This window comes from Pseudomonas koreensis (assembly GCF_036668835.1).
Lineage (GTDB): Bacteria > Pseudomonadota > Gammaproteobacteria > Pseudomonadales > Pseudomonadaceae > Aquipseudomonas > Aquipseudomonas koreensis_I.
The window spans coordinates 596,724-617,394 of the sequence record NZ_JAZEVW010000003.1; the positions used below are offsets into that span (position 1 = coordinate 596,724).

The 20,671-nt window shown below is 59.5% G+C and carries 20 protein-coding genes; 11 read left to right on the top strand and 9 right to left on the bottom strand.

Annotated elements, in window-relative coordinates; all coding sequences use genetic code 11:
• Positions 1 to 65: 65 nt before the first annotated feature.
• Positions 66 to 1,250, bottom strand: a complete 1,185-nt coding sequence (locus V6F91_RS11980) for a murein transglycosylase A (protein WP_332764601.1) — start codon at positions 1,248 to 1,250, stop codon at positions 66 to 68.
• Positions 1,251 to 1,378: 128 nt separating this feature from the next.
• On the opposite strand from V6F91_RS11980, the gene V6F91_RS11985 reads away from it, so the two are divergent.
• The gene (locus tag V6F91_RS11985; RefSeq protein WP_332764603.1) at positions 1,379 to 1,828 is read left to right on the top strand and encodes a c-type cytochrome; all 450 of its coding nucleotides are present in this window, start codon (positions 1,379 to 1,381) and stop codon (positions 1,826 to 1,828) included.
• Between the two features lie 116 nt (positions 1,829 to 1,944).
• Here V6F91_RS11985 and V6F91_RS11990 read toward each other — a convergent pair whose 3' ends face one another.
• From V6F91_RS11990 to V6F91_RS12005, 4 genes are all read right to left on the bottom strand, one after another.
• Positions 1,945 to 2,340 carry a DUF1090 domain-containing protein gene (locus tag V6F91_RS11990; protein ID WP_332764605.1) on the bottom strand — a complete coding sequence of 132 codons (396 nt, stop codon included), beginning with the start codon at positions 2,338 to 2,340 and terminating at the stop codon, positions 1,945 to 1,947.
• Positions 2,341 to 2,436: 96 nt separating this feature from the next.
• Complete coding sequence (gene ligB, locus V6F91_RS11995; RefSeq protein WP_332764608.1) at positions 2,437 to 4,113, bottom strand: NAD-dependent DNA ligase LigB; 1,677 nt, start codon at positions 4,111 to 4,113, stop codon at positions 2,437 to 2,439.
• A 284-nt stretch (positions 4,114 to 4,397) separates the two neighbouring features.
• Complete coding sequence (gene metK, locus V6F91_RS12000) at positions 4,398 to 5,588, bottom strand: methionine adenosyltransferase (protein WP_024014624.1); 1,191 nt, start codon at positions 5,586 to 5,588, stop codon at positions 4,398 to 4,400.
• An 18-nt stretch (positions 5,589 to 5,606) separates the two neighbouring features.
• On the bottom strand, positions 5,607 to 6,602 hold the full coding sequence (locus tag V6F91_RS12005) for an ArsR/SmtB family transcription factor (RefSeq protein ID WP_203419812.1): 996 nt from the start codon (positions 6,600 to 6,602) through the stop codon (positions 5,607 to 5,609).
• A gap of 259 nt (positions 6,603 to 6,861) precedes the next feature.
• On the opposite strand from V6F91_RS12005, the gene tkt reads away from it, so the two are divergent.
• From tkt to fba, 6 genes are all read left to right on the top strand, one after another.
• Positions 6,862 to 8,859 (top strand): transketolase, encoded by a 1,998-nt coding sequence (tkt, locus tag V6F91_RS12010; protein ID WP_332764614.1) that lies wholly within the window; start codon positions 6,862 to 6,864, stop codon positions 8,857 to 8,859.
• Between the two features lie 151 nt (positions 8,860 to 9,010).
• The gene (gene epd, locus V6F91_RS12015; RefSeq protein ID WP_093097532.1) at positions 9,011 to 10,063 is read left to right on the top strand and encodes an erythrose-4-phosphate dehydrogenase; all 1,053 of its coding nucleotides are present in this window, start codon (positions 9,011 to 9,013) and stop codon (positions 10,061 to 10,063) included.
• Positions 10,064 to 10,075: 12 nt separating this feature from the next.
• Positions 10,076 to 11,239: a phosphoglycerate kinase gene (locus V6F91_RS12020; RefSeq protein ID WP_090287056.1), complete on the top strand. Its 1,164-nt coding sequence runs from the start codon at positions 10,076 to 10,078 to the stop codon at positions 11,237 to 11,239.
• Between the two features lie 34 nt (positions 11,240 to 11,273).
• Complete coding sequence (locus V6F91_RS12025; protein WP_208939443.1) at positions 11,274 to 11,495, top strand: hypothetical protein; 222 nt, start codon at positions 11,274 to 11,276, stop codon at positions 11,493 to 11,495.
• Positions 11,496 to 11,551: 56 nt separating this feature from the next.
• Positions 11,552 to 11,884, top strand: a complete 333-nt coding sequence (locus V6F91_RS12030; protein WP_093097536.1) for an MliC family protein — start codon at positions 11,552 to 11,554, stop codon at positions 11,882 to 11,884.
• A gap of 270 nt (positions 11,885 to 12,154) precedes the next feature.
• A complete protein-coding gene (gene fba / locus V6F91_RS12035) occupies positions 12,155 to 13,219 on the top strand; it encodes a class II fructose-bisphosphate aldolase (RefSeq protein ID WP_008081027.1) in 1,065 nt (354 codons plus the stop codon).
• 91 nt (positions 13,220 to 13,310) lie between these two features.
• On the opposite strand, the gene V6F91_RS12040 is transcribed toward fba, so the two are convergent.
• The 3 genes from V6F91_RS12040 to V6F91_RS12050 form a co-directional block, all read right to left on the bottom strand.
• Positions 13,311 to 13,562 (bottom strand): helix-turn-helix domain-containing protein, encoded by a 252-nt coding sequence (locus V6F91_RS12040; RefSeq protein WP_332764623.1) that lies wholly within the window; start codon positions 13,560 to 13,562, stop codon positions 13,311 to 13,313.
• 674 nt (positions 13,563 to 14,236) lie between these two features.
• Positions 14,237 to 14,548 (bottom strand): hypothetical protein, encoded by a 312-nt coding sequence (locus V6F91_RS12045; protein ID WP_332764625.1) that lies wholly within the window; start codon positions 14,546 to 14,548, stop codon positions 14,237 to 14,239.
• A gap of 507 nt (positions 14,549 to 15,055) precedes the next feature.
• Entirely contained in the window at positions 15,056 to 15,724 is a 669-nt protein-coding gene (locus tag V6F91_RS12050; RefSeq protein ID WP_332764628.1) for a polysaccharide lyase family 7 protein, read from the bottom strand.
• 311 nt (positions 15,725 to 16,035) lie between these two features.
• Here V6F91_RS12050 and V6F91_RS12055 point away from each other — a divergent pair, with 311 nt between their 5' ends.
• From V6F91_RS12055 to V6F91_RS12065, 3 genes are read left to right on the top strand one after another with little or no spacing between them, the layout of a single operon-like run.
• Entirely contained in the window at positions 16,036 to 18,159 is a 2,124-nt protein-coding gene (locus tag V6F91_RS12055; protein ID WP_332764630.1) for a putative bifunctional diguanylate cyclase/phosphodiesterase, read from the top strand.
• A 45-nt stretch (positions 18,160 to 18,204) separates the two neighbouring features.
• The gene (locus V6F91_RS12060) at positions 18,205 to 18,699 is read left to right on the top strand and encodes a M48 family metallopeptidase (RefSeq protein ID WP_332764632.1); all 495 of its coding nucleotides are present in this window, start codon (positions 18,205 to 18,207) and stop codon (positions 18,697 to 18,699) included.
• A 21-nt stretch (positions 18,700 to 18,720) separates the two neighbouring features.
• Entirely contained in the window at positions 18,721 to 19,017 is a 297-nt protein-coding gene (locus tag V6F91_RS12065; RefSeq protein WP_332764634.1) for a winged helix-turn-helix domain-containing protein, read from the top strand.
• A 181-nt stretch (positions 19,018 to 19,198) separates the two neighbouring features.
• Here V6F91_RS12065 and V6F91_RS12070 read toward each other — a convergent pair whose 3' ends face one another.
• Positions 19,199 to 19,651, bottom strand: coding sequence for a GNAT family N-acetyltransferase (locus tag V6F91_RS12070; RefSeq protein WP_332764636.1), 453 nt, complete (start codon positions 19,649 to 19,651; stop codon positions 19,199 to 19,201).
• A 253-nt stretch (positions 19,652 to 19,904) separates the two neighbouring features.
• Here V6F91_RS12070 and V6F91_RS12075 point away from each other — a divergent pair, with 253 nt between their 5' ends.
• Complete coding sequence (locus V6F91_RS12075) at positions 19,905 to 20,642, top strand: substrate-binding periplasmic protein (protein WP_332764638.1); 738 nt, start codon at positions 19,905 to 19,907, stop codon at positions 20,640 to 20,642.
• The last annotated feature ends 29 nt before the right edge of the window (positions 20,643 to 20,671 follow it).

Sequence of the window (20,671 nt, forward strand, 5' to 3'; positions counted from 1 at the left end):
GAATATGCATTGCAAATGTGGGAGCGAGCCTGCTCGCGAAGGCGATAGGTCAGACGCTATGGATCTCAGGATTTATCCTTCGGTGCATCCGCCACCTGCGGCACTTGCGGCAACGGCGCGCCTTTGGGCCAGAGCATCCAGATCTGCCCCTGCTGTTTCATGTCCCCGGCCAATTGCCCGGCGGCATCACCGGTGCCCCAGAACAGATCCGCGCGAACCTCGCCGGCGATCGCGCCGCCGGTGTCCTGTGCCGCGACCGGGCGCACCAGTGGTGTGCCGTCCGGTTTGGTGGTCGACAGCCATAACAGACTGCCCAGCGGAATCACCTTGCGATCCACCGCCGCGCTGTAGCCGGCGGTCAGCGGTACGTTCAGCGAGCCGCGCGGGCCTTCGTTACTGTCCGGGTTGCGGGTGAAGAACACGTAGCTCGGGTTGCTGGCGAGCAGTTGCGGAATGCGCGTCGGGTTGGCCTTCGCCCAGTTGCTGATCGCGCTCATGGTCACGTCTTCTTTTTTCAGCTCGCCTTGCTCCACCAGCCAGCGACCGATCGGCCGGTACGGGTGGCCATTCTGATCAGCGTAGGCAATGCGCAGCTGTTTGCCGTCCTCGGTCTGAATCCTTCCCGAACCCTGGATCTGCAGGAATTGCAGGTTCATCGGGTCGGTCAGGTACGCCACCACCGGCGCTTTCACGCCTTTGGATTCGATGGTGGCGGCGTCGTCGTATGGCTTGAGCACCCGCCCTTCGAGCCGGCCGCGCAGGCGCTTGCCTTTGAGTTCCGGATAAATGCTGTCCAAGGACACGATGATCATGTCTTCCGGCACTCCGTACACCGGCACGTTCGCTGTCTCGGTGGGCGTCAGGCTGCCGGGGTAGACCGGTTCGTAATAGCCGGTGATCAGGCCGTTGGGATTGTTGTTTTCCGCACGCAAGCCATACACATCGAGGTTCTGCTTTAGGAAGGCGCGAATGTCGCTGGCACTTTGCGGCACATTGGCGGCAGTTGCGCAGGTCGGGCCCCAGACTGCATCGGCTTTCAGTCGGGCGCAGGCGCTGCGCCACGAGCCGAAACCGGCGACCAGATCGCTGTCGGACACCGCGGGCAGGGCTTCCCAGGTGACGCTCGAATATGTGGCCAGTGCATGGGTTTTTGGCTTGTCGCTGTCACCGCCGGTGCAGCCAGCGAGTGCGGCCAGCAGTGGAAGGGTGGCAAGCAGTGGGTGACGCCAGGCCTGGAAACGGCGATTCATGGAGTGATTCCTGTTCCGGTCGCCCAAGTGCTCCATGCGCTCAAGCAACCCGTATTTTTAATAGGGCTATTGGTGTTTGACGGTGACGCGAGGATACTGGCCGCCGATTTCCGCGACCTGAAGCCGCCATGACTCTCAAACGAATTGCTGTTGTATTGCTGGCCTGTTTGGCCCTGTCCGCCTGTGGCGGGGTCGATCCGAATTCCCCGCTGGGCCAGCGCAAGGCCATCTTCAAACAGATGCTCAAGACCAGCGAAGACCTCGGCGGCATGTTGCGTGGACGCATCCCGTTCGACGGGGCGAAATTTACTCAAGGTGCGGTCAGGCTCGATGCTTTGTCCCATGAGCCGTGGCAGCATTTCCCGCAGATTCGCGAAGAAGATCACACCAGCGCCAAAGACGATGTCTGGCAGAAGCAGGCACAGTTTCAGCAAATGGCCCGAGACCTTGAGGCGGCAACCGGTGAACTGGTCATCGCCAGCAAGGTTCAGCCGTACAAGGCCAGCAACCTCGGGCCGGCCGTGCAGAAAGTCGAAGATGCCTGCAGTGCTTGCCATAAGCAGTTTCGGGATCATTGATCTCTATCGCTTGAGCTGACCTCTTCGCGAGCAAGCTCGCTCCCACATGGGATATGTATTCCAATGTGGGAGCGAGCTTGCTCGCGAAGAGGTCATCAGATTCACCGCATGATTGCTTACTTGTCGATCTCGTCCAGCGCTTCCTGCAGCTCTTTACGCGATTCGGCCAGTTTTTCCTTGCGCTTGTTGATTTTTTCCGGATCGCCCTTCTTCATGGCCTTGTCGAGGTCAGCCTGACGCTGGCTGACTTCATGCTTGGCTTCAAGCACCTTGTTCTCGCGTTCTTTTTTCAGTCCGGCGTCGGTGCAGTGTTCACTGACTTCGCGCAGTGCGGTTTCCAGACCGGCCTGCTGCTCCATGTTGCCGCGCGACTTGGCCTGTTCGATCTGGTTGATGATGCCCTGCTTCTTGGCAGCGCAACCGGTCAGGCCTGGGCCTTCTTCTTCCGCCATCGCCGGGGCGGCCAGTACGCCGCACAGGGTGAACAGGGCGAGCGGTGCGAGAAATTTCATAAAAGCTCCATGTGCATAAACAGTCGGGTTGGAGGGCACTGCGCTGTTGGAGCGCCGGGCCGGCCATTGGGTTCCCGCCGGGCGGGAAGGGCATGTTCAGAAGCCGTCGATCCCGGCGGCCTGCAAGGTCTCGCTCAAGGCTAACACTTGCGGGTCGCGAAAGAAGGCGCTCAATTGTGCCGCACGGCCGGGGCCGATACCGGGTTCTGCCTGCCATTGTTCGGTGTCGCGTAGTGCCAGCGCCTGCCAGGTATCAGCCAGTTGTGCCTGACCGGTCGGCGGCAGGCCCAAGGCTTTGAGCCACTGCGCAAAAGGTTGTTGGCGAGCGCTGTGAAAACTGTGGATCAGGCGAGCGCTGCTGCGTTCGCCGAAGCCGGCGATGTTAGCAAGCTCTGGCTCGTCGAGGGTCAACCAATCCAGCAGGTTGTTCAGGCGGCCTGTTTCGAAAAGTTTCTCCCAGGTGCCTCGACCGACATGCGCCATCGCCAGCCCTTGCTTGCCACTGAGCCAGGCCAGACGCGCGAGAAACTGGCTTTCGCAGCCGGCGGTGGGTTGCCAGCAACTCAGCGCATGAAAGTCCTGCGCGTTCGGAACAGATAGCTCTGTGCGCTCGGTGGCACGTAATACCACGCTGTCGAGCCGCGGGATCGTCAACCCGGCAAGGCTGATCGCCACCTGGTCGCCGGGGCGGATATCCATCTGCTGCCAGCGCTTCAATGAGCTGACGCTGACCCGTTTGATCTCGCGGTCGTCCAGCATCGTCGGGGTCAGTTCCAGCACCGGGGTGATCCGCCCGGTGCGCCCGATCTTGAAATTGACTTTGCGCACATCAGCCAATGCCTGCGCGAACGGATATTTCCAGGCGGTCGCCCAATACGGTGCGCGAGCCTGCCAGCGCTCGGCAGGTGGGCGCTGACTCTGGCGCAGGACCACGCCATCGGTGGCAAACGGCAGCGGTGAGCGATACCAGTGCTCGCGCCATTTTTGCGCCTCGGCGAAGTCGCTGATCGCGTGGCTGTAAGGTTCTGTGATGGCGAAACCCAGTGTCGCCAGCAGGGTTATTCGATCGGGTAAATCCACGGGGCCCTGCGGCCAGTCCCACACGAACAGACCGATCCCGGCAGCTTGTTGCGCATCCAGCGATTTGCGCCCCATCAATCCGGCCACGGTAGCGCGGGCGTTGACGCTGCCGGCGTTGGCTTGCACGTGGTCTTTCAAACGCCAATAGAGTTCGCCCTGCACCAGCAGATCTTGCGGTTGGCTCAGGCGTTGCGGGATCGCGGGGATCTGGCGCGCCGAGGTTGTCCAGTCCTGCCCCGAGAGGCCGTCGCCACGGCTGATGGCTTGCTGCAACAGCCCTTGGCGATAGATCAGGGTGACCGCTACGCCGTCGATTTTCGGTTGAATCCAGACATTCTTGCGCGACCGCAGCCAGCGTTCGATGTCTTCGGCTTGATGACGCTTGTCGAGGCCAGTGTGGGCGACGGGATGCTGGACGGGGCCGCTGGCGCTGCGCAATGGCGCGGGCGGCGAGGGTATTAGGAAGCATTGTCGCCATGCTTTCAGGCGCAGGCGTGACTGGTCGTAGAGTTCGTCGGCGATCAGCGAGCGGCCTTCGCGGTGGTAGGCATCGTCCCATTGGTCGATCTGGGTTTGCAGGGCGGTGATTTCGCGTTGAGCTTTGGTGGGTGGCCAGTCTGGGCAGTTGGCGTGGGCATGGAGGGTGATGAGTGTCAGCAGGAGAATCGACAGCAGGCGCAGAGTGAACAGCATGTGAGCTTCCTTGCTCGGGGGTGATGCTTGAAGCGTAGGCGGGGATTTTGATGATGGCGTGTGGGTGTTTTGCCGCTTGTTTCTGTATGGGGCAAAAAGCCCCTCGCCCTAGCTCTCTCCCAGAGGGAGAGGGGACTGACCGAGCGGTCCCTTCGAAGTACGCTGACCTGAACCGGCGCGGTGAGCTCAGGCTTGCAAGCAGAACAAGTGAAGATACTTCACGGCATGAAAAAGCCCCGCACGGCGCAAACCGTGCGGGGCTTTTTTTGTAGCCGGGGAAGGGCTTACAGGCCGGCAGCAGAACGCAAGGCGTCGGCGCGGTCGGTTTTTTCCCAGGTGAACGTGGTGAAGCTGTCTTCGCCGACGGTCTTGGTCTGCGGCGCGCGGCCGAAGTGGCCGTAGGCTGCGGTTTCCTGGTACATCGGGTGCAGCAGGTCGAGCATGGTGGTGATTGCGTATGGACGCAGGTCGAACACTTCGCGGACCAGTTTGATGATCTTGTCATCGCTGATCTTGCCGGTGCCGAAGGTGTTCAGCGAGATCGAGGTCGGCTGTGCAACGCCGATGGCGTAGGAAACCTGAATCTCGCAACGCTCGGCCAGGCCGGCCGCGACGATGTTCTTGGCCACATAACGGCCAGCGTAGGCAGCCGAACGGTCAACCTTCGATGGATCCTTGCCGGAGAACGCGCCACCGCCGTGACGGGCCATGCCGCCGTAGCTGTCGACGATGATCTTGCGACCGGTCAGACCGCAGTCACCTACCGGGCCGCCAATGATGAACTGGCCGGTCGGGTTGATGTGGAACTGGGTGTCCTTGCTCAGCAGTTCGGCAGGCAGCACGTGCTTGACGATCAGCTCCATCACGCCTTCGCGCAGGTCTTTGTACGACACTTCAGGGTTGTGCTGGGTCGACAGAACAACGGCGTCGATACCCACCACCTTGCCGCCTTCGTAACGGCAGGTCACTTGCGACTTGGCATCCGGACGCAGCCAAGGCAGCAGGCCCGATTTGCGGGCTTCGGCCTGACGCTGCACCAGTTGGTGCGAAAAGGTGATCGGCGCTGGCATCAAAACGTCGGTTTCGTTGCTGGCGTAGCCGAACATCAGGCCCTGGTCGCCGGCGCCCTGATCTTCAGGCTTGGCACGGTCAACGCCCTGGTTGATGTCGGGGGACTGCTTGCCGATGATGTTCATCACGCCGCAGGTTGCGCCGTCGAAGCCGACTTCGGAGCTGGTGTAGCCGATGTCGCAAATCACGTCACGAACGATCTGCTCCAGGTCGACCCAGGCGCTGGTGGTCACTTCACCGGCAACGATGGCCACGCCGGTCTTGACCAGAGTCTCCACGGCCACGCGGGCGTGTTTGTCCTGGGCAATAATGGCGTCCAGCACCGCATCGGAAATCTGGTCGGCGATTTTGTCCGGATGCCCTTCGGACACGGACTCGGAGGTGAAGAGGGAGTATTCGCTCATCTCGATGTTTTCCTGAATTTACCGATGGTGAGTGTCGCCAGCCGGTCGCTGAAAATGGCGGACCTGGATCTGGAAACCATTACGTAAGCCTACATAGAGGCTTTCCCCGGGAACGAGTCCCGCAGCGGTGGCCCAACGGGCCAGATCGTCCTGTTCAAACCCCAGCCAGAGATCACCGCAGGCCTCCCTGGCCCAACTCTGGTTGTGGCTACATAACTCTGTCACGAGCAGGCTACCGCCCGGTTGCAGCAGGTCGGCCATGTGCCTGAGCGCATCGGCCGGGGCGGCGAAATGGTGCAACACCATGTTCAACACCACGCAATCGGCCTGAACGCTACTGCCGTTCAATGCATCGGCCAATTGCAGGCTGACGTTAGCCAGCTGTTCACGTTCGCAGACCTGACGCGCCAGTTCGAGCATCGCCGGGCTGTTGTCCAGCGCAGTCACGCTGGCAAAACGACGCGCCAGTTCCGGCAGAAAAGCCCCGTCGCCGGGGCCGACTTCGATGGCCGTGGCGGCACCATTGAAGTTCAGCTTGTCGAGCAGCGCCAGCACGCTGTCGCGGTACTGCGGCAGACCGGCGATCAAATCCTGCTGGGCGCGAAACTTCTCCGCAACCCGGGCGAAAAAATCCTGACTGGCGGCGGCGCGTTGCCCGTGGACCTGTTCGATCCGCGTTTGCACGTCGTCCGGCAGCGCCAGATCGTCGACTTCTTCCAGCAACGCCGCGTGCAGCTTGCCGCCGAGCAATTCGGTATGGGGCAGGGCGCGACGATAGAAAATCGCGTTGCCTTCACGCCGGGTCGCCACCAGATCGGCCTGCGCCAACACTTTAAGGTGGTGGCTCATACCGGACTGACCGATGCCGAAAATCTGCGCCAGCTCCAGCACGCCGAATGAATCGTTGGCCAGCGCGCGCAAGACATTCAGCCGCAACGGATCGCCGCCGGCCTTGCACAGGGCCGCCAGCTCGTCGCAATCGTCATGGCGAATGGAAGGCACGCGTAGGTTCATAGGGCTGGCAGTCTAGAGACGGTGAGGGGGCATCGCAAGGTCAATATCAAAAAGTTTTGATATTGCTCGATAAATGGCACTTCTCATCGGACGGTGGTCTCTACAAAACAGCAGCGGAAAGGTTTCACCAGCAGAAACCGGCGCTATCGATTGGAAAAACGCCTCCGGATCACTATCTGTCATTGCCCCGAGGCGCATGGGTGAGGGAAAATGCCCTCCTTTTTTCCGTTTCAATCTATTCACACCCAGGAGATCAGCGATGCCTAGCCGTCGTGAGCGTGCCAACGCCATTCGTGCCCTCAGCATGGATGCCGTGCAAAAAGCCAACAGCGGCCATCCCGGTGCCCCCATGGGTATGGCAGATATCGCCGAAGTGCTGTGGCGCGACTACCTCAAGCACAACCCGAGCAACCCGTCGTTCGCCGACCGTGACCGCTTCGTGCTGTCTAACGGCCACGGCTCGATGTTGATCTACTCGCTGCTGCACCTGACCGGTTACGACCTGTCGATCGACGACCTCAAGCAGTTCCGTCAACTGCACAGCCGCACCCCTGGCCACCCGGAATTCGGTTACACCCCGGGCGTTGAAACCACCACCGGCCCGCTGGGTCAGGGTCTGGCCAACGCTGTCGGTTTTGCCTTGGCAGAAAAGGTTCTGGGTGCGCAGTTCAACCGTCCTGGCCACGACATTGTCGACCACCACACCTACGTGTTCCTCGGTGATGGCTGCATGATGGAAGGCATTTCCCACGAAGTCGCGTCCCTGGCCGGTACTCTGGGTCTGGGCAAGCTGATCGCCTTCTACGATGACAACGGCATCTCCATCGACGGCGAAGTCGAAGGCTGGTTCACCGACGACACGCCAAAGCGTTTCGAAGCCTACAACTGGCAAGTGATCCGCAACGTTGACGGTCACGACCCGGAAGAGATCAAGACTGCCATCGACACCGCGCGCAAGAGCCCGCTGCCGACGCTGATCTGCTGCAAGACCACCATCGGTTTCGGTTCGCCGAACAAGCAAGGCAAGGAAGACTGCCACGGCGCCCCGCTGGGTGACGCGGAAATCGCCCTGACCCGTCAGGCGCTGAACTGGAACTACGGTCCTTTCGAAATCCCGGCCGACATTTACGCCGAATGGGACGCCAAGGAAAAAGGCCGCGCCGCCGAAGCCGAGTGGGACCAGCGTTTCGCTGCTTACTCCGCAGCGTTCCCGAGCGAAGCCAACGAGCTGGTCCGTCGCCTGAGCGGCGAGCTGCCAGCCGACTTCTCGGAAAAAGCCTCGGCTTACATTGCCGAAGTCGCGGCCAAGGGCGAAACCATCGCCAGCCGTAAAGCCAGCCAGAACACCCTGAACGCGTTCGGCCCGCTGCTGCCGGAACTGCTCGGCGGTTCGGCTGACCTGGCCGGTTCCAACCTGACCCTGTGGAAAGGTTGCAAGGGCGTCAACGCTGAAGATGCCAGCGGCAACTACATGTACTACGGCGTGCGCGAATTCGGCATGACCGCGATCATGAACGGTGTGACCCTGCACGGCGGTCTGGTGCCGTACGGCGCAACCTTCCTGATGTTCATGGAATACGCCCGCAACGCGGTGCGCATGTCGGCGCTGATGAAGAAGCGTGTGATCCACGTCTACACCCACGACTCCATCGGTCTGGGCGAAGACGGCCCGACACACCAGCCGATCGAGCAACTGACCAGCCTGCGCACCACGCCGAACCTCGACACCTGGCGTCCAGCCGATGCTGTTGAATCGGCTGTCGCGTGGAAAAACGCACTGGAGCGCAAGGACGGCCCATCGGCGCTGATCTTCTCGCGTCAGAATCTGCAACACCAGGAGCGCGATGCCGGCCAGATTGCCGACATCAGCCGCGGCGGCTACGTGTTGAAGGACTGCGCCGGCGAGCCTGAGCTGATCCTGATCGCCACCGGTTCGGAAGTCGGCCTGGCCGTTCAGGCCTTCGACAAACTGACCGAGCAGGGCCGCAAGGTTCGCGTGGTTTCGATGCCGTGCACCAGCGTGTTCGATGCGCAGGACGCCAGCTACAAGCAATCGGTGCTGCCGTTGCAGGTGGGTGCGCGTATCGCCATCGAAGCGGCCCACGCCGATTTCTGGTTCAAGTACGTCGGTCTGGAAGGCCGCGTGATCGGCATGACCACCTACGGCGAATCGGCGCCGGCTTCGGCACTGTTCGAAGAGTTCGGCTTCACCCTGGAAAACATCCTGGGTCAGGCGGAAGAGCTGCTGGAAGACTGATCCAGAAAAGATGTCGTCTGAGCTGACGCCTTCGCGAGCAAGCTCGCTCCCACAGGGTTATACACTGCCCATGTGGGAGCGAGCTTGCTCGCGAAAGCGGTGGCCCGGGCAACATCGCACTGCATGACTCACCACGGTAATCGAGAACCCCATGCCTCAACCGCGTCCCTACAAAGTTGCACTCAACGGCTACGGCCGCATTGGTCGTTGCGTTTTGCGTGCGTTGTTCGAGCGAGGCGAGAAAGCCGGGTTTGAAATTGTCGCGATCAACGATCTGGCCGACATGGCCAGCATCGAATACCTGACACGCTTTGACTCCACCCACGGCCGTTTTCCCGGCGAAGTGCGCGTGGAAGGCGATTGTCTGCATATTAATGGCGACTGCGTGAAGGTCCTGCGCAGTGCCACTCCCGAAGGCATCGATTGGGCGTCGCTGGGCGTCGATCTGGTGCTCGAATGCTCCGGTGCCTATAACACCCGTGAAGACGGCCAGCGCTTTCTCGATGCTGGCGCGCCACGCGTGTTGTTCTCGCAGCCGATGGCCAGCGAGGCGGATGTCGACGCCACTATCGTTTACGGGGTCAATCAGGATTGCCTGACCGGTGATGAACGGCTGGTGTCCAACGCGTCCTGCACCACCAACTGCGGCGTGCCGCTGTTGCGTCTGCTCGACAAGGCGATTGGCCTGGATTACGTGTCGATCACCACCATTCACTCGGCGATGAACGATCAGCCAGTGATCGACGCCTACCATCACGAAGACCTGCGCCGCACCCGTTCGGCGTTTCAGTCGGTGATCCCGGTGTCCACTGGTCTGGCGCGCGGTATCGAGCGCCTGCTGCCGGAACTTGCCGGGCGAATTCAGGCCAAAGCGGTACGCGTGCCGACGGTCAACGTGTCCTGCCTCGATATCACGATGCAGACCGCCACGGCGACCGACGCCAACGAGATCAACCGGATCCTGCGCGACGCCGCCACCAGCGGTCCGCTCAAGGGGCTTTTGGCCTATACCGAGTTGCCGCACGCCAGTTGTGATTTCAACCATGACCCACACTCGGCCATTGTCGATGCCAGTCAGACCCGTGTTTCCGGCCCAAGGCTGGTGAACATCCTGGCCTGGTTCGACAACGAGTGGGGTTTTGCCAACCGAATGCTGGACGTTGCAGACCACTATCTGCAAACAGCAACTTCAAAAAAACCGTAGGAAGTGCGACCCATGACCGTGTTGAAGATGTCCGACCTCGATCTGCAAGGCAAGCGCGTATTGATCCGCGAAGACCTCAACGTCCCAGTCAAGGACGGTGTGGTCACCAGCGACGCGCGAATCCTGGCTTCGCTGCCGACCATCAAGCTGGCCCTGGAAAAAGGCGCGGCCGTGATGGTCTGCTCGCACCTGGGCCGTCCGACCGAAGGCGAGTTCTCTGCCGAGAACAGCCTCAAGCCTGTCGCCGACTACCTGAGCAAGGCCCTGGGCCGCGAAGTGCCGCTGGTGGCTGATTACCTGGGCGGTGTTGACGTCAAGGCCGGCGACATCGTGCTGTTCGAAAACGTACGCTTCAACAAAGGCGAGAAAAAGAACGCCGACGAACTGGCCCAGCAATACGCGGCCCTGTGCGACGTGTTCGTGATGGACGCTTTCGGTACTGCTCACCGCGCCGAAGGTTCGACCCACGGCGTAGCTAAATTCGCCAAAGTCGCAGCCGCTGGCCCGTTGCTCGCCGCTGAACTGGACGCACTGGGCAAAGCCCTCGGCGCACCGGCCAAGCCAATGGCGGCCATCGTGGCCGGGTCCAAGGTCTCGACAAAACTCGACGTGCTCAACAGCCTGAGCCAGATCTGCGATCAACTGATCGTTGGCGGCGGCATCGCCAATACTTTCCTCGCGGCGGCCGGTCACCCGGTAGGCAAATCGCTGTACGAACCGGATCTGCTCGACACCGCGCGCGCCATCGCTGCCAAGGTCAGCGTGCCGCTGCCGGTTGACGTGGTGGTTGCCAAGGAATTCGCCGAAACCGCCGAAGCCACGGTCAAACTGATCGCTGACGTCGCGGCTGACGACATGATTCTGGATATCGGCCCGCAAACCGCGGCCAACTTCGCCGAACTGCTGAAATCGTCTAAAACCATTCTGTGGAACGGTCCGGTCGGCGTGTTCGAATTCGACCAGTTCGGCAACGGCACCAAAGTGCTGGCTCAAGCCATCGCCGAAAGCTCGGCGTTCTCGATTGCTGGCGGTGGCGACACGTTGGCGGCGATCGATAAATATGGCGTGGCTGAACAGATCTCCTACATTTCTACCGGTGGTGGCGCGTTCCTCGAATTCGTCGAGGGCAAAGTGCTGCCGGCCGTTGAAGTCCTGGAAAGCCGGGCCAAGGCCTGAGGCCGCCCGTTTGGCCAGGCAAAGGAGTGTTTACATGGTCAAGTCGTTAGCGCTGTTGTTGCTGACCGCTACGCTGGCAGCCTGCGGGAGCAATCCCAAGGCCGAAGCCACGCCGGCACCGAGCGAGCCGCAGAAAGGCTGTTACCAGGCCGACTGGCAGGCCGAAACCAATCCGGTGCTGAACAAGCGTTCCGGGCCGGACGGCCTGGAGAAATACGAGACGCAAACCCCGGCCAAGGAACATGGTTGTCCTTGACGGGTCTGACTCTTAACTCAGGGCTGGCGGCGTGCGCCGTCAGTCGAGGAACACGGATGAAAGGCTTGATCGCCATTGCGGCGTTGGCATTGTTGGGCGGTTGCGCGCAGTTGAACCTGTTTCAGTCATCCGCCCCTGCGGACAACTGGACCACCTGGACCTGCGACAGCCAAGCCAAAGTGCTGTGGCGTTACGCCGATGCCGGCCAGAAGGAAGTCGATGTGCGACTGGGCGGCGGCGATCAGGTCTATCGCCTGAAAGAAGAGCCGGGCGCCTCGGGCACGCTGTACAGCGATGGCATGCTGGCGTTTCACGTCAAGGGTGACGAAGGCCTGGTGTACTGGGTCGCCACAAATGACCTGATTGGCCGGGGCTGCAAGGCCGAATAATTGCAACACCGCAGGACCAATGTGGAAACAGATCCAACTGTGGGAGCGAGCTTGCTCGCGAAAGCGGCGGATCAGCTTGCATCAATGTTGACTGTTGAAATGCATTCGCGAGCAAGCTCGCTCCCACAGGGTTCTGCGCAGTTCCGAAGAATTTGCTTTATCGAATCACCAGACCGGGCCTCAACCCCCGATCTGCAATCACTTGAATAGCCGCCGCCGCTCCGGCAGGCTGGCACGATCAACGACCCTCAACCGGGAGAGACACACACAATGGCACTTATCAGCATGCGCCAGATGCTGGACCACGCAGCCGAATTCGGCTACGGCGTTCCAGCCTTCAACGTCAACAACCTTGAGCAGATGCGCGCCATCATGGAAGCCGCTGACAAGACTGACTCCCCGGTGATCGTTCAGGCTTCGGCCGGCGCCCGCAAATACGCCGGCGCGCCTTTCCTGCGTCACCTGATCCTGGCGGCGATCGAAGAATTCCCGCACATTCCGGTGTGCATGCACCAGGATCACGGCACCAGCCCTGACGTCTGCCAGCGTTCGATTCAACTGGGCTTCAGCTCGGTGATGATGGACGGCTCGCTGGGCGAGGACGGCAAGACCCCGACCGACTACGACTACAACGTCCGCGTTACCCAACAAACCGTAGCCATGGCCCACGCCTGCGGCGTTTCGGTAGAAGGCGAGCTGGGCTGCCTGGGTTCGCTGGAAACCGGCATGGCCGGTGAAGAAGACGGCATCGGCGCCGAAGGCGTTCTGGATCACAGCCAGATGCTGACCGACCCGGAAGAAGCCGCTGACTTCGTCAAGCGCACTCAGGTCGACGCCCTGGCCATCGCCATCGGCACCAGCCACGGCGCCTACAAGTTCACCAAGCCACCCACCGGCGACGTGCTGGCAATCGACCGCATCAAGGAAATCCACAAACGCATCCCGAACACCCACCTGGTGATGCACGGTTCGTCCTCGGTGCCACAAGAGTGGCTGGCGATCATCAACCAGTACGGCGGCGACATCAAAGAAACCTACGGCGTGCCGGTTGAAGAAATCGTCGAAGGCATCAAGCACGGCGTGCGCAAGGTCAACATCGACACCGACCTGCGCCTGGCGTCCACCGGCGCCATGCGTCGCCTGATGGCCACCAACCCGAGCGAATTCGATCCACGTAAGTTCTTCGGCGCCACCGTGACTGCAATGCGTGACGTGTGCATCGCGCGTTATGAAGCGTTCGGTACCGCCGGTAATGCTTCGAAGATCAAACCGATCTCGCTGGAAGCGATGTACCAGCGTTATCTGAAGGGTGAGTTGAACGCTAAGGTCAACTGAGCCTGAGTGTTGAGCTGATTTAAAAGAAACCCGCCGAGAGGCGGGTTTTTTGTGGGCGGGATTTTCTTGCGCTAAGTAAGAGAGGTCGTTTTCATTCAAATAAATCACCAACCTCTTCAAGGGTTGGCATCGTTGCTGGAACAACCGAGAGTTCACAGTCCAGAGCAGCCAAAAGCCGCGCATAAGCGATCATGCCGACCGAAAGGGTACCTTTCTCCACCGCGATAACTTTGTAACGTGTCAGTCCCGCCAGCTCGGCAAGCTGCGCCTGCGTCAGGCCTCGATTCAAACGTTTTTCGCGCATTTGCACGCCGAGGCGGCTGATCAAAAATGCATAGTCCATGTTGCGCTACCGAAACATTGTTTGATCAATGTCGCGTATACGGAACATTTAATCCATTTGGATCAAGAACCCGCCGTAAAGCGGTTTTTGTGCGGTTGTTACTCTTTCAACTCAACGTGATCCAGCGCCTGATTTACCGCCAACTCACCGAGCAAGGAACCGACACCGGATCGCTACTAAACGAAGAGGGTGGCAGCTGAACGCAGGTTAGTAGACCGGGGAGACGCGACCGGCGCACCCGAAGGCGCCCTGCGTACAGCTACCATCAAGCGCAGGCGTAGAAATACCTGACTGAACGGATGCACATACGCTTCGCGTAACCCCGGGCTACTAAACCCGATCACTGTAAATCAGTGACGCGAATCAAATTACCGATAGCCCGCCAAGCGCACAAGCCGGCGGATTCTGGCGCAGTGGTAGGCAACGGCGCAAGCTGTTGTAGGCATCTGGAAGTAACGGCTGGAGTCGTTAAACATCGGCGTTTAAAAATGTCCGACTGGTGATGTTTAACCTGTGGCGGGGAGCTGCTCCTGTTGACGCGCAAAGCGGCCCTAAAAAGCGGGACTTGCTACGCGGTTCAGCGGGAGCAAGCTCCGTCGCCACTGGAGCAGGGTCATTCAAGGAGACATTGAACATAATCGGATTTAAATAACTTTGTGCTCTTTTTTTTGTTATCAAAGGCTTTTAGCAGCAGTGGTATATCCAAAGTTTGTACCACTGCTTGGTTCTGACAAATCTTTATAAAAAGTCCAATGCCCGGTAACATCTAGGCCTTTGTCTCTGTACTCGTCACCGATCCACTCTTCAAAGTACTTCTGATTGTCGTAATTATAATTAGCGTAGAATTTCCACTCGGCTGCGGAGGTGCTAAATGTTAAATCGGTGCGTTTTTTCTCATCGTTGAAATTAAACCATCCGCTTATATTTAGGTTGTCACCGTTAGGAGCTATAAATGTGCCTGTGAATTTCCCGGTTTTCTCGTCCATCGTGGCGATCCCAAGTCGAAGCGCATCTGGGCGGGAGTTGTAGGTGCCGAGCATGTCTGAGTGTGACATTGGGTATGTCTCCTAATTAAGTTATATATGTAGATCCTTGATTAAATTCTTAAATAGCTATTGCTTGAATAGCTTGGCTTAACCAGTGCGGGGCGTCAGCTGTAATATCTGACAGTTTTTATATTTTTTCTATGCATGTTTAAGAGTGAATGGTTCTATCGAGACCTCCGCTCTCGTCGACGCGTGAGCTTGAATACCCAACCTGTAACTCTTGCGTTATCGCTCGATGGCGACGCAGAAAATCATCATGCAGACTGGATTCGCAATACCTCAGCCATCGAAATAATGTGGTCCAGTCTGTGACACGCAGCTGATCCCCTGTAGGAGTGAGCCTGCTCGCGATGGCGTTGGTTCAGATACATGAATATTAAATGACACACCGCTATCGCGAGCAGGCTCACTCCTACAAGTGAAGCGAATGAAATCTGCCCCAGGTAGCTATTTATCGTGATCAATATCCAGCTTCGAAAACGTCACCTGCCCACCCTCACTCGTATACCCGGTGTTGTCCTGCACATACACCCCAGCCTTGAAGTACAACGGCTTGTCCCGCCACGTCGCGCTGATCTGTGAATCCCACTGATAGCCCGCCGCGCTCACTCCCAGCGCGCCGCCGGGGCTGAGGTGGATGAGGTAGTTGAATTCGCGGTCGAGCTTGATCCCGGTAGCGAGTGTGATAACGCGGCTTTCGGCGTCATCGGGGCGCATGCGCACTTTGATCACCAGGTTGCCGGTTTCGGTTTTGGTCTTGTACTGATATTCGAGTTTGACCATGGGCCGCTGGCTTTCGTAAGCGTGGATCTGGCCGATGACGATCTTGCCGGAGCTCGGCACTTTGTTCACGGTGAGGGTCGCGCGCAGCTGGTTGTCGGCGTCCGGGTAGTACCAGTTGCGCAGGGTGCCGTTGCTGAAGGTTTCGCGCAGTTCGGTGCGCGGGTAGATGGCGTTTTCGGTTTTCGAGCCGGTCACCGGTGACCAGAAGAACAAGGTGCCGGTGTCGGAATGGAAGTACTGATCCTTGAAGCCATCCACCAGTTTCGAGGTTTCGACGGTGTACGGCGGGCTGCCAACAGGAACGCTGAGGTTCCAGGTTGCGAGATCGATCATGACGGTTCTTCCACTCAATTCATCCGGAACGTCGGTGCCAGAAGCTCTAGCCCGTGCGTTTTCGGGCGTCTTTATAAGCGTAGCGGCGTTTTTTGTTAATGCCCGCCCGGCGATTACTTGACGTCAAAGTCCTGTCGAAATGCCATCCCGCCCGGTTTTCGGGGGCTGTAGCGGTGACCGTTAGTCGGCTGAGTTGAGCATTATTTGGATGATGGCGGGATGACAGCTTCTGCTTTCACCGATCCGCGTCTAGAGTGAAGGCTCAGTACGTCTACGTTTTTGCCGGCAACGGTCCCGAAAAGAGAAGCAGCATGGAATGCGCGCAACCCCAGCCAGGTGAAGGCAGCTCTGTCCTTTTGATCGTTGATGATTACCCTGAAAACCTGATCAGCATGCGCGCGTTGCTACAGCGCCAGGATTGGTATGTGATCACCGCCGCCTCCGGTTTCGAGGCGCTGAATATCCTGCTCGAACAGGACGTCGACCTGGTGCTGCTGGATGTGCAGATGCCGGGCATGGACGGCTTCGAAGTGGCGCGGTTGATGCGCGGCAGCCAGCGCACACGGCTGACGCCGATCATCTTCCTCACCGCCAACGAGCAATCCCAGGACGCCGTGATCAAGGGCTATGCCAGTGGCGCGGTGGATTACCTGTTCAAGCCTTTCGACCCGCAGATCCTCAAGCCCAAGGTACAGGCGTTGCTGGAGCACCAGCGCAACCGCCGTGCGTTGCAGCGTCTGAGTCATGATCTGGAAGTAGCGCGGGCATTTAACGCCTCGGTGCTGGACAACGCTGCCGAAGGCATTCTGGTGCTCGGCGAGGATGGTTTGATCCGCTTTGCCAACCCGGCGATTTCGCGCTTGCTCAACGCGCCGGTGAAGGAACTGGAAGGTAAGGAGTTTCTCGATTTCCTGCAGAAGCCGCACATACCGGTATGGGCTGATTCCGAGTTCTATGCCGGCTATAAACGTGGCGAGACCTTGCGGCTGCACGATGCCTTGCTGCGTACGGCGCCGGGCCAGCAAGTGCCGGTTGCGTTGTCCTGCGCCGCGCTGCCGTCCGAGCAGCATGCGATGGTGGTGACCGTGCTCGACATGTCGGTGGTGCGCCACCTGCATCAGCAGCTGGAATTCCAGGCCGTGACCGATCCGCTGACGGGCCTGCTCAACCGTCGCGGCTTCTACCAGACCGTGGAAAACCTGCTGTTGCGCGGCGAGCGCAGCGACAGCAGTTGGGTGCTGCTGTATCTGGATCTCGACGGCTTCAAACGGGTCAACGACTCCCTTGGTCACGATGCCGGCGATCGGGTGCTGCGCTGGGTTTCCGAACAATTGAAAGCCTGCCTGCGGCCGTTCGACATTTTGGCGCGCATGGGCGGTGATGAGTTCACTGCGCTGCTCGATCTGGAGTTTCCCGAGCAGGCGGCGAAGATAGCGGAAAAACTCATCGAGCGTGTATCGATCTGTCAACAGATCGAAGGTCTGGATATCGTCCTGGGCGCGAGCATCGGCATCGCCACGTACCCGGACTGCGGCTCGAACCTCGACGGTTTATTGCGCGCTTCCGATATTGCGATGTACGAAGCCAAGCGCGCCGGGCGTCAGCAATATCGCTTCTACGATCACGAAATGAACGGCCGTGCGCGTTCACGGCTGATGCTCGAAGAAAGCGTGCGCGCCGCCATCGAGAATCGTGATTTCAATCTGGTCTATCAGCCGCAAGTGGCCATCGGCAGCGGCCAGATCCGCGGTTTCGAGGCGTTGCTGCGCTGGCAGCACCCAAGCGTCGGCGATGTTCCGCCGGGGCTGTTTCTGCCGCTGCTGGAAGAGGCGCGGCTGATCAGTCGCCTCGGCAGCTGGATTTATCATCGCGGCGCCGGGCAGCGTAAAGCCTGGGAAAGCCTGTTTGCCGATGATCTGGTGTTGGGTGTGAGTTTGAGCAACACCCAGTTCAGCCTGCCGAATCTGGTTACCGAGTTGCGTCAGGTGATGGAGCGTCACGCCTTGCAGCCGAGGCAACTGGAGGTCGAGGTCACCGAAGAAGCCTTGATGCAGAACCCTGACGAAACCCGCAAACAGTTGCGCTTGCTGCGTAATCTCGGCGTGCGCGTGGCGCTCGATGATTTCGGTTCCGGGCCCTGCTCGTTGGCGCATCTGCGCGATCTTGAGCTGGATACGCTCAAGCTCGATCGCCATTTGATCGCCCGTTTGCCTGATTCGCCCCGCGACGCCTCGCTGGTCAGTACGGTAATCAGTCTGTGCAAACAATACGGTTTGCTGGTGATCGCCGAAGGGGTGGAAACCGTCGAGCAATATCAGTGGTTGCAAGCCCATGGCTGCGAGTATGTGCAGGGTTTCCTGGTGGCGCGGCCGTTGATCGCCGAGGACGCGGCCAGCTTCGCCGAGCCGTTTGACTGGGGCGCGCTGGCCGGTTGAATTCGCTACACTGGCGCACCTTTTTGCCAACCGTGCTACCCGTTCATGACTGCATTGAAGTACCTCCAGGCCTATCCCGAACGTTTGCAGGAGCAGGTGCGCCAGTTGATCGCCGAAGGGCGGCTGGGCGAATACCTCGATCAACGCTATTCGGGCCGGCACGACGTGCAGAGCGACAAGGCGTTGTACAGCTTTGCGCTGGAGCTGAAGCAGGAATACCTGCGCAATGCGCCGGCCATCGACAAGGTGCTGTTCGACAACCGCCTCGACCTGACCCACCGCGCGCTCGGCCTGCACAGCACGGTGTCGCGGGTGCAGGGCGGCAAGCTCAAGGCCAAGAAAGAGATTCGCATCGCCTCGTTGTTCAAGGACGCTGCGCCGGACTTTCTGAAAATGATCGTCGTGCACGAACTGGCGCACTTCAAGGAGTCCGACCATAACAAGGCGTTCTATAAATTGTGCGAGCACATGCTGCCGGGGTATCACCAGATCGAGTTTGATCTGCGTGTATACCTGACCTGGCGCGACATGCAGGCTTGATCAGCTATCAGGAAGAGGCGAATGGACGTCAGCAAGACCAAGAGCAGTTTCTATCGCCGCCTGTTTGTGGCGTACCTGATCGACAGCGGCCTGGCGCCGAGCGTGCCGGCGCTGACCGAAGTCACCGGCATGCCCCGGCGCACGGCGCAGGATACGATCGCGGCGCTGGCGGATCTGGATATCGTCTGCGAGTTCGAGCAGCAAGAGGGCGCGCGCAATCATGCCGGGCGCTACCGGATTCGTGATTGGGGGGCGATTGATCGGGGCTGGATCGAGCGCAATTTGCGGCAGATCAAGGCTGTGCTGGAGTATCCCTAAGAGCCCCTCACCCTAACCCTCTCCCAGAGGGAGAGGGGACTGATAGGGGGATATTTGAGAAAATCTCCGGCCTGAAAGTTTGTTTTGAATCCATTCGACGCAGTTTTTCAGGTCGGCGGATAGCGGCAGACAACCCGGTCGGTCCCCTCTCCCTCTGGGAGAGGGCTAGGGTGAGGGCTGTTCAGGCGCGACGCATGCCGATATGTGGAATGTCATCCTCGAGATATTCCTCACCCGCCACGACAAACCCGTACTTGCCGTAATATCCCTGCAGGTGCGCCTGCGCCGACAAATAGATCGGCACCTGCGGCCAATGTTTCTCGGCCTGTTTCAGCGCCTGCTCCATCATCCTGTGCCCCAACCCTTTGCCGCGACCGGCCGGTGCCGTGACAACGCGGCCGATCACCACGTCACCGCCCTGAGACTGTGGATCCAGCAGGCGCAGATAGGCGACCAGTTGATCGTTCTCCCAGCCCATCAGGTGGTGGGTGTCGCCGTCGAGGTCCTGGCCGTCGAGATCGGGGTAGGCGCATTTCTGTTCGACCACGAAGACTTCCGAGCGCAGTTTCAGAAGCGCGTACAGCTGTTCCTTGCCCAGATCGCTGTGATGTTTGCAGATCCACTCGATTGTCATTTGCCGATTCCTTGTTCGTGTCGCCCGATACTAAGCGCACACGACACAGATGTCTTTATGGCGTAAGAGTCTGTGACAAAGGTCAAAATGCCATCATTCCTTTCGCGCAGCCGTGCCGACTTTGTGTAATCTGCTGAAGAGCGCTGTGCACTGCTTGTAATGAGCTAATGTTAGTGCCTGGGTTTTGCCGATAGAGGGTCTTGGTTTTTTGACGTGAAGACGTCGGGCAGTTGCCCGCTGAGGATGTTCAAGCATGCCGCGATTGCTTCAAGCCATTGCTTTGACCGGACTGCTGTTGCTGGGCCAGGACGCGACAGCGCAGAAGCTGCGACTGGTATTCGATCACTGGCCACCCTTTACCGACGACACGCTGGTCAACGGCGGGCTCGCCACCGATATCGTCAGCACGGCGCTGGCCCGGGCCGGGTACGCCAGCACTTATGAACAGGTGCCTTGGGCGCGGGCCTTGCTCGGCATCGACGAAGGCCGTTACGACGTGCTGGTCAACGCCTGGTACAACGAAGACCGCACCCGCTACGGGCAATTCTCCGGCGAATACCTGACCAACCGGATTCGCTTCCTCAAGCGCAAAGACGCGCCGATCGATTACAGCAATCTGCAGGAACTGCACACCTATCCGATTGCGGTGGTGCGCGGTTACGCCTATTCGGCGGTATTCGATGCTGATACGGCGATGCAGAAAGTCCCTGTGCATAACTTCGCCATGGGCGTGCGCATGCTCGCGGCGGATCGGGTCAAGTTGACCCTTGAAGACGAATACGTGGCCAAGTATTACCTGGCGCGCGAGTCAGCCAAGGTGCGCAATTCGGTGGAATTCCTGCCCAAGCCGCTAAGTGAGAACAGCCTGCACATACTGGTCAGCCTGAAGAATGCGCAGCATGAACAGATTATCGCGGGGTTCGACAAGGCGATTGCGGCGATGAAGGCGGATGGGAGCTATGAAAAGCTACTGCGCGCGCATGGGATGTAAACGGCAGCTTCAAGTTTCGAGCCTCAAGC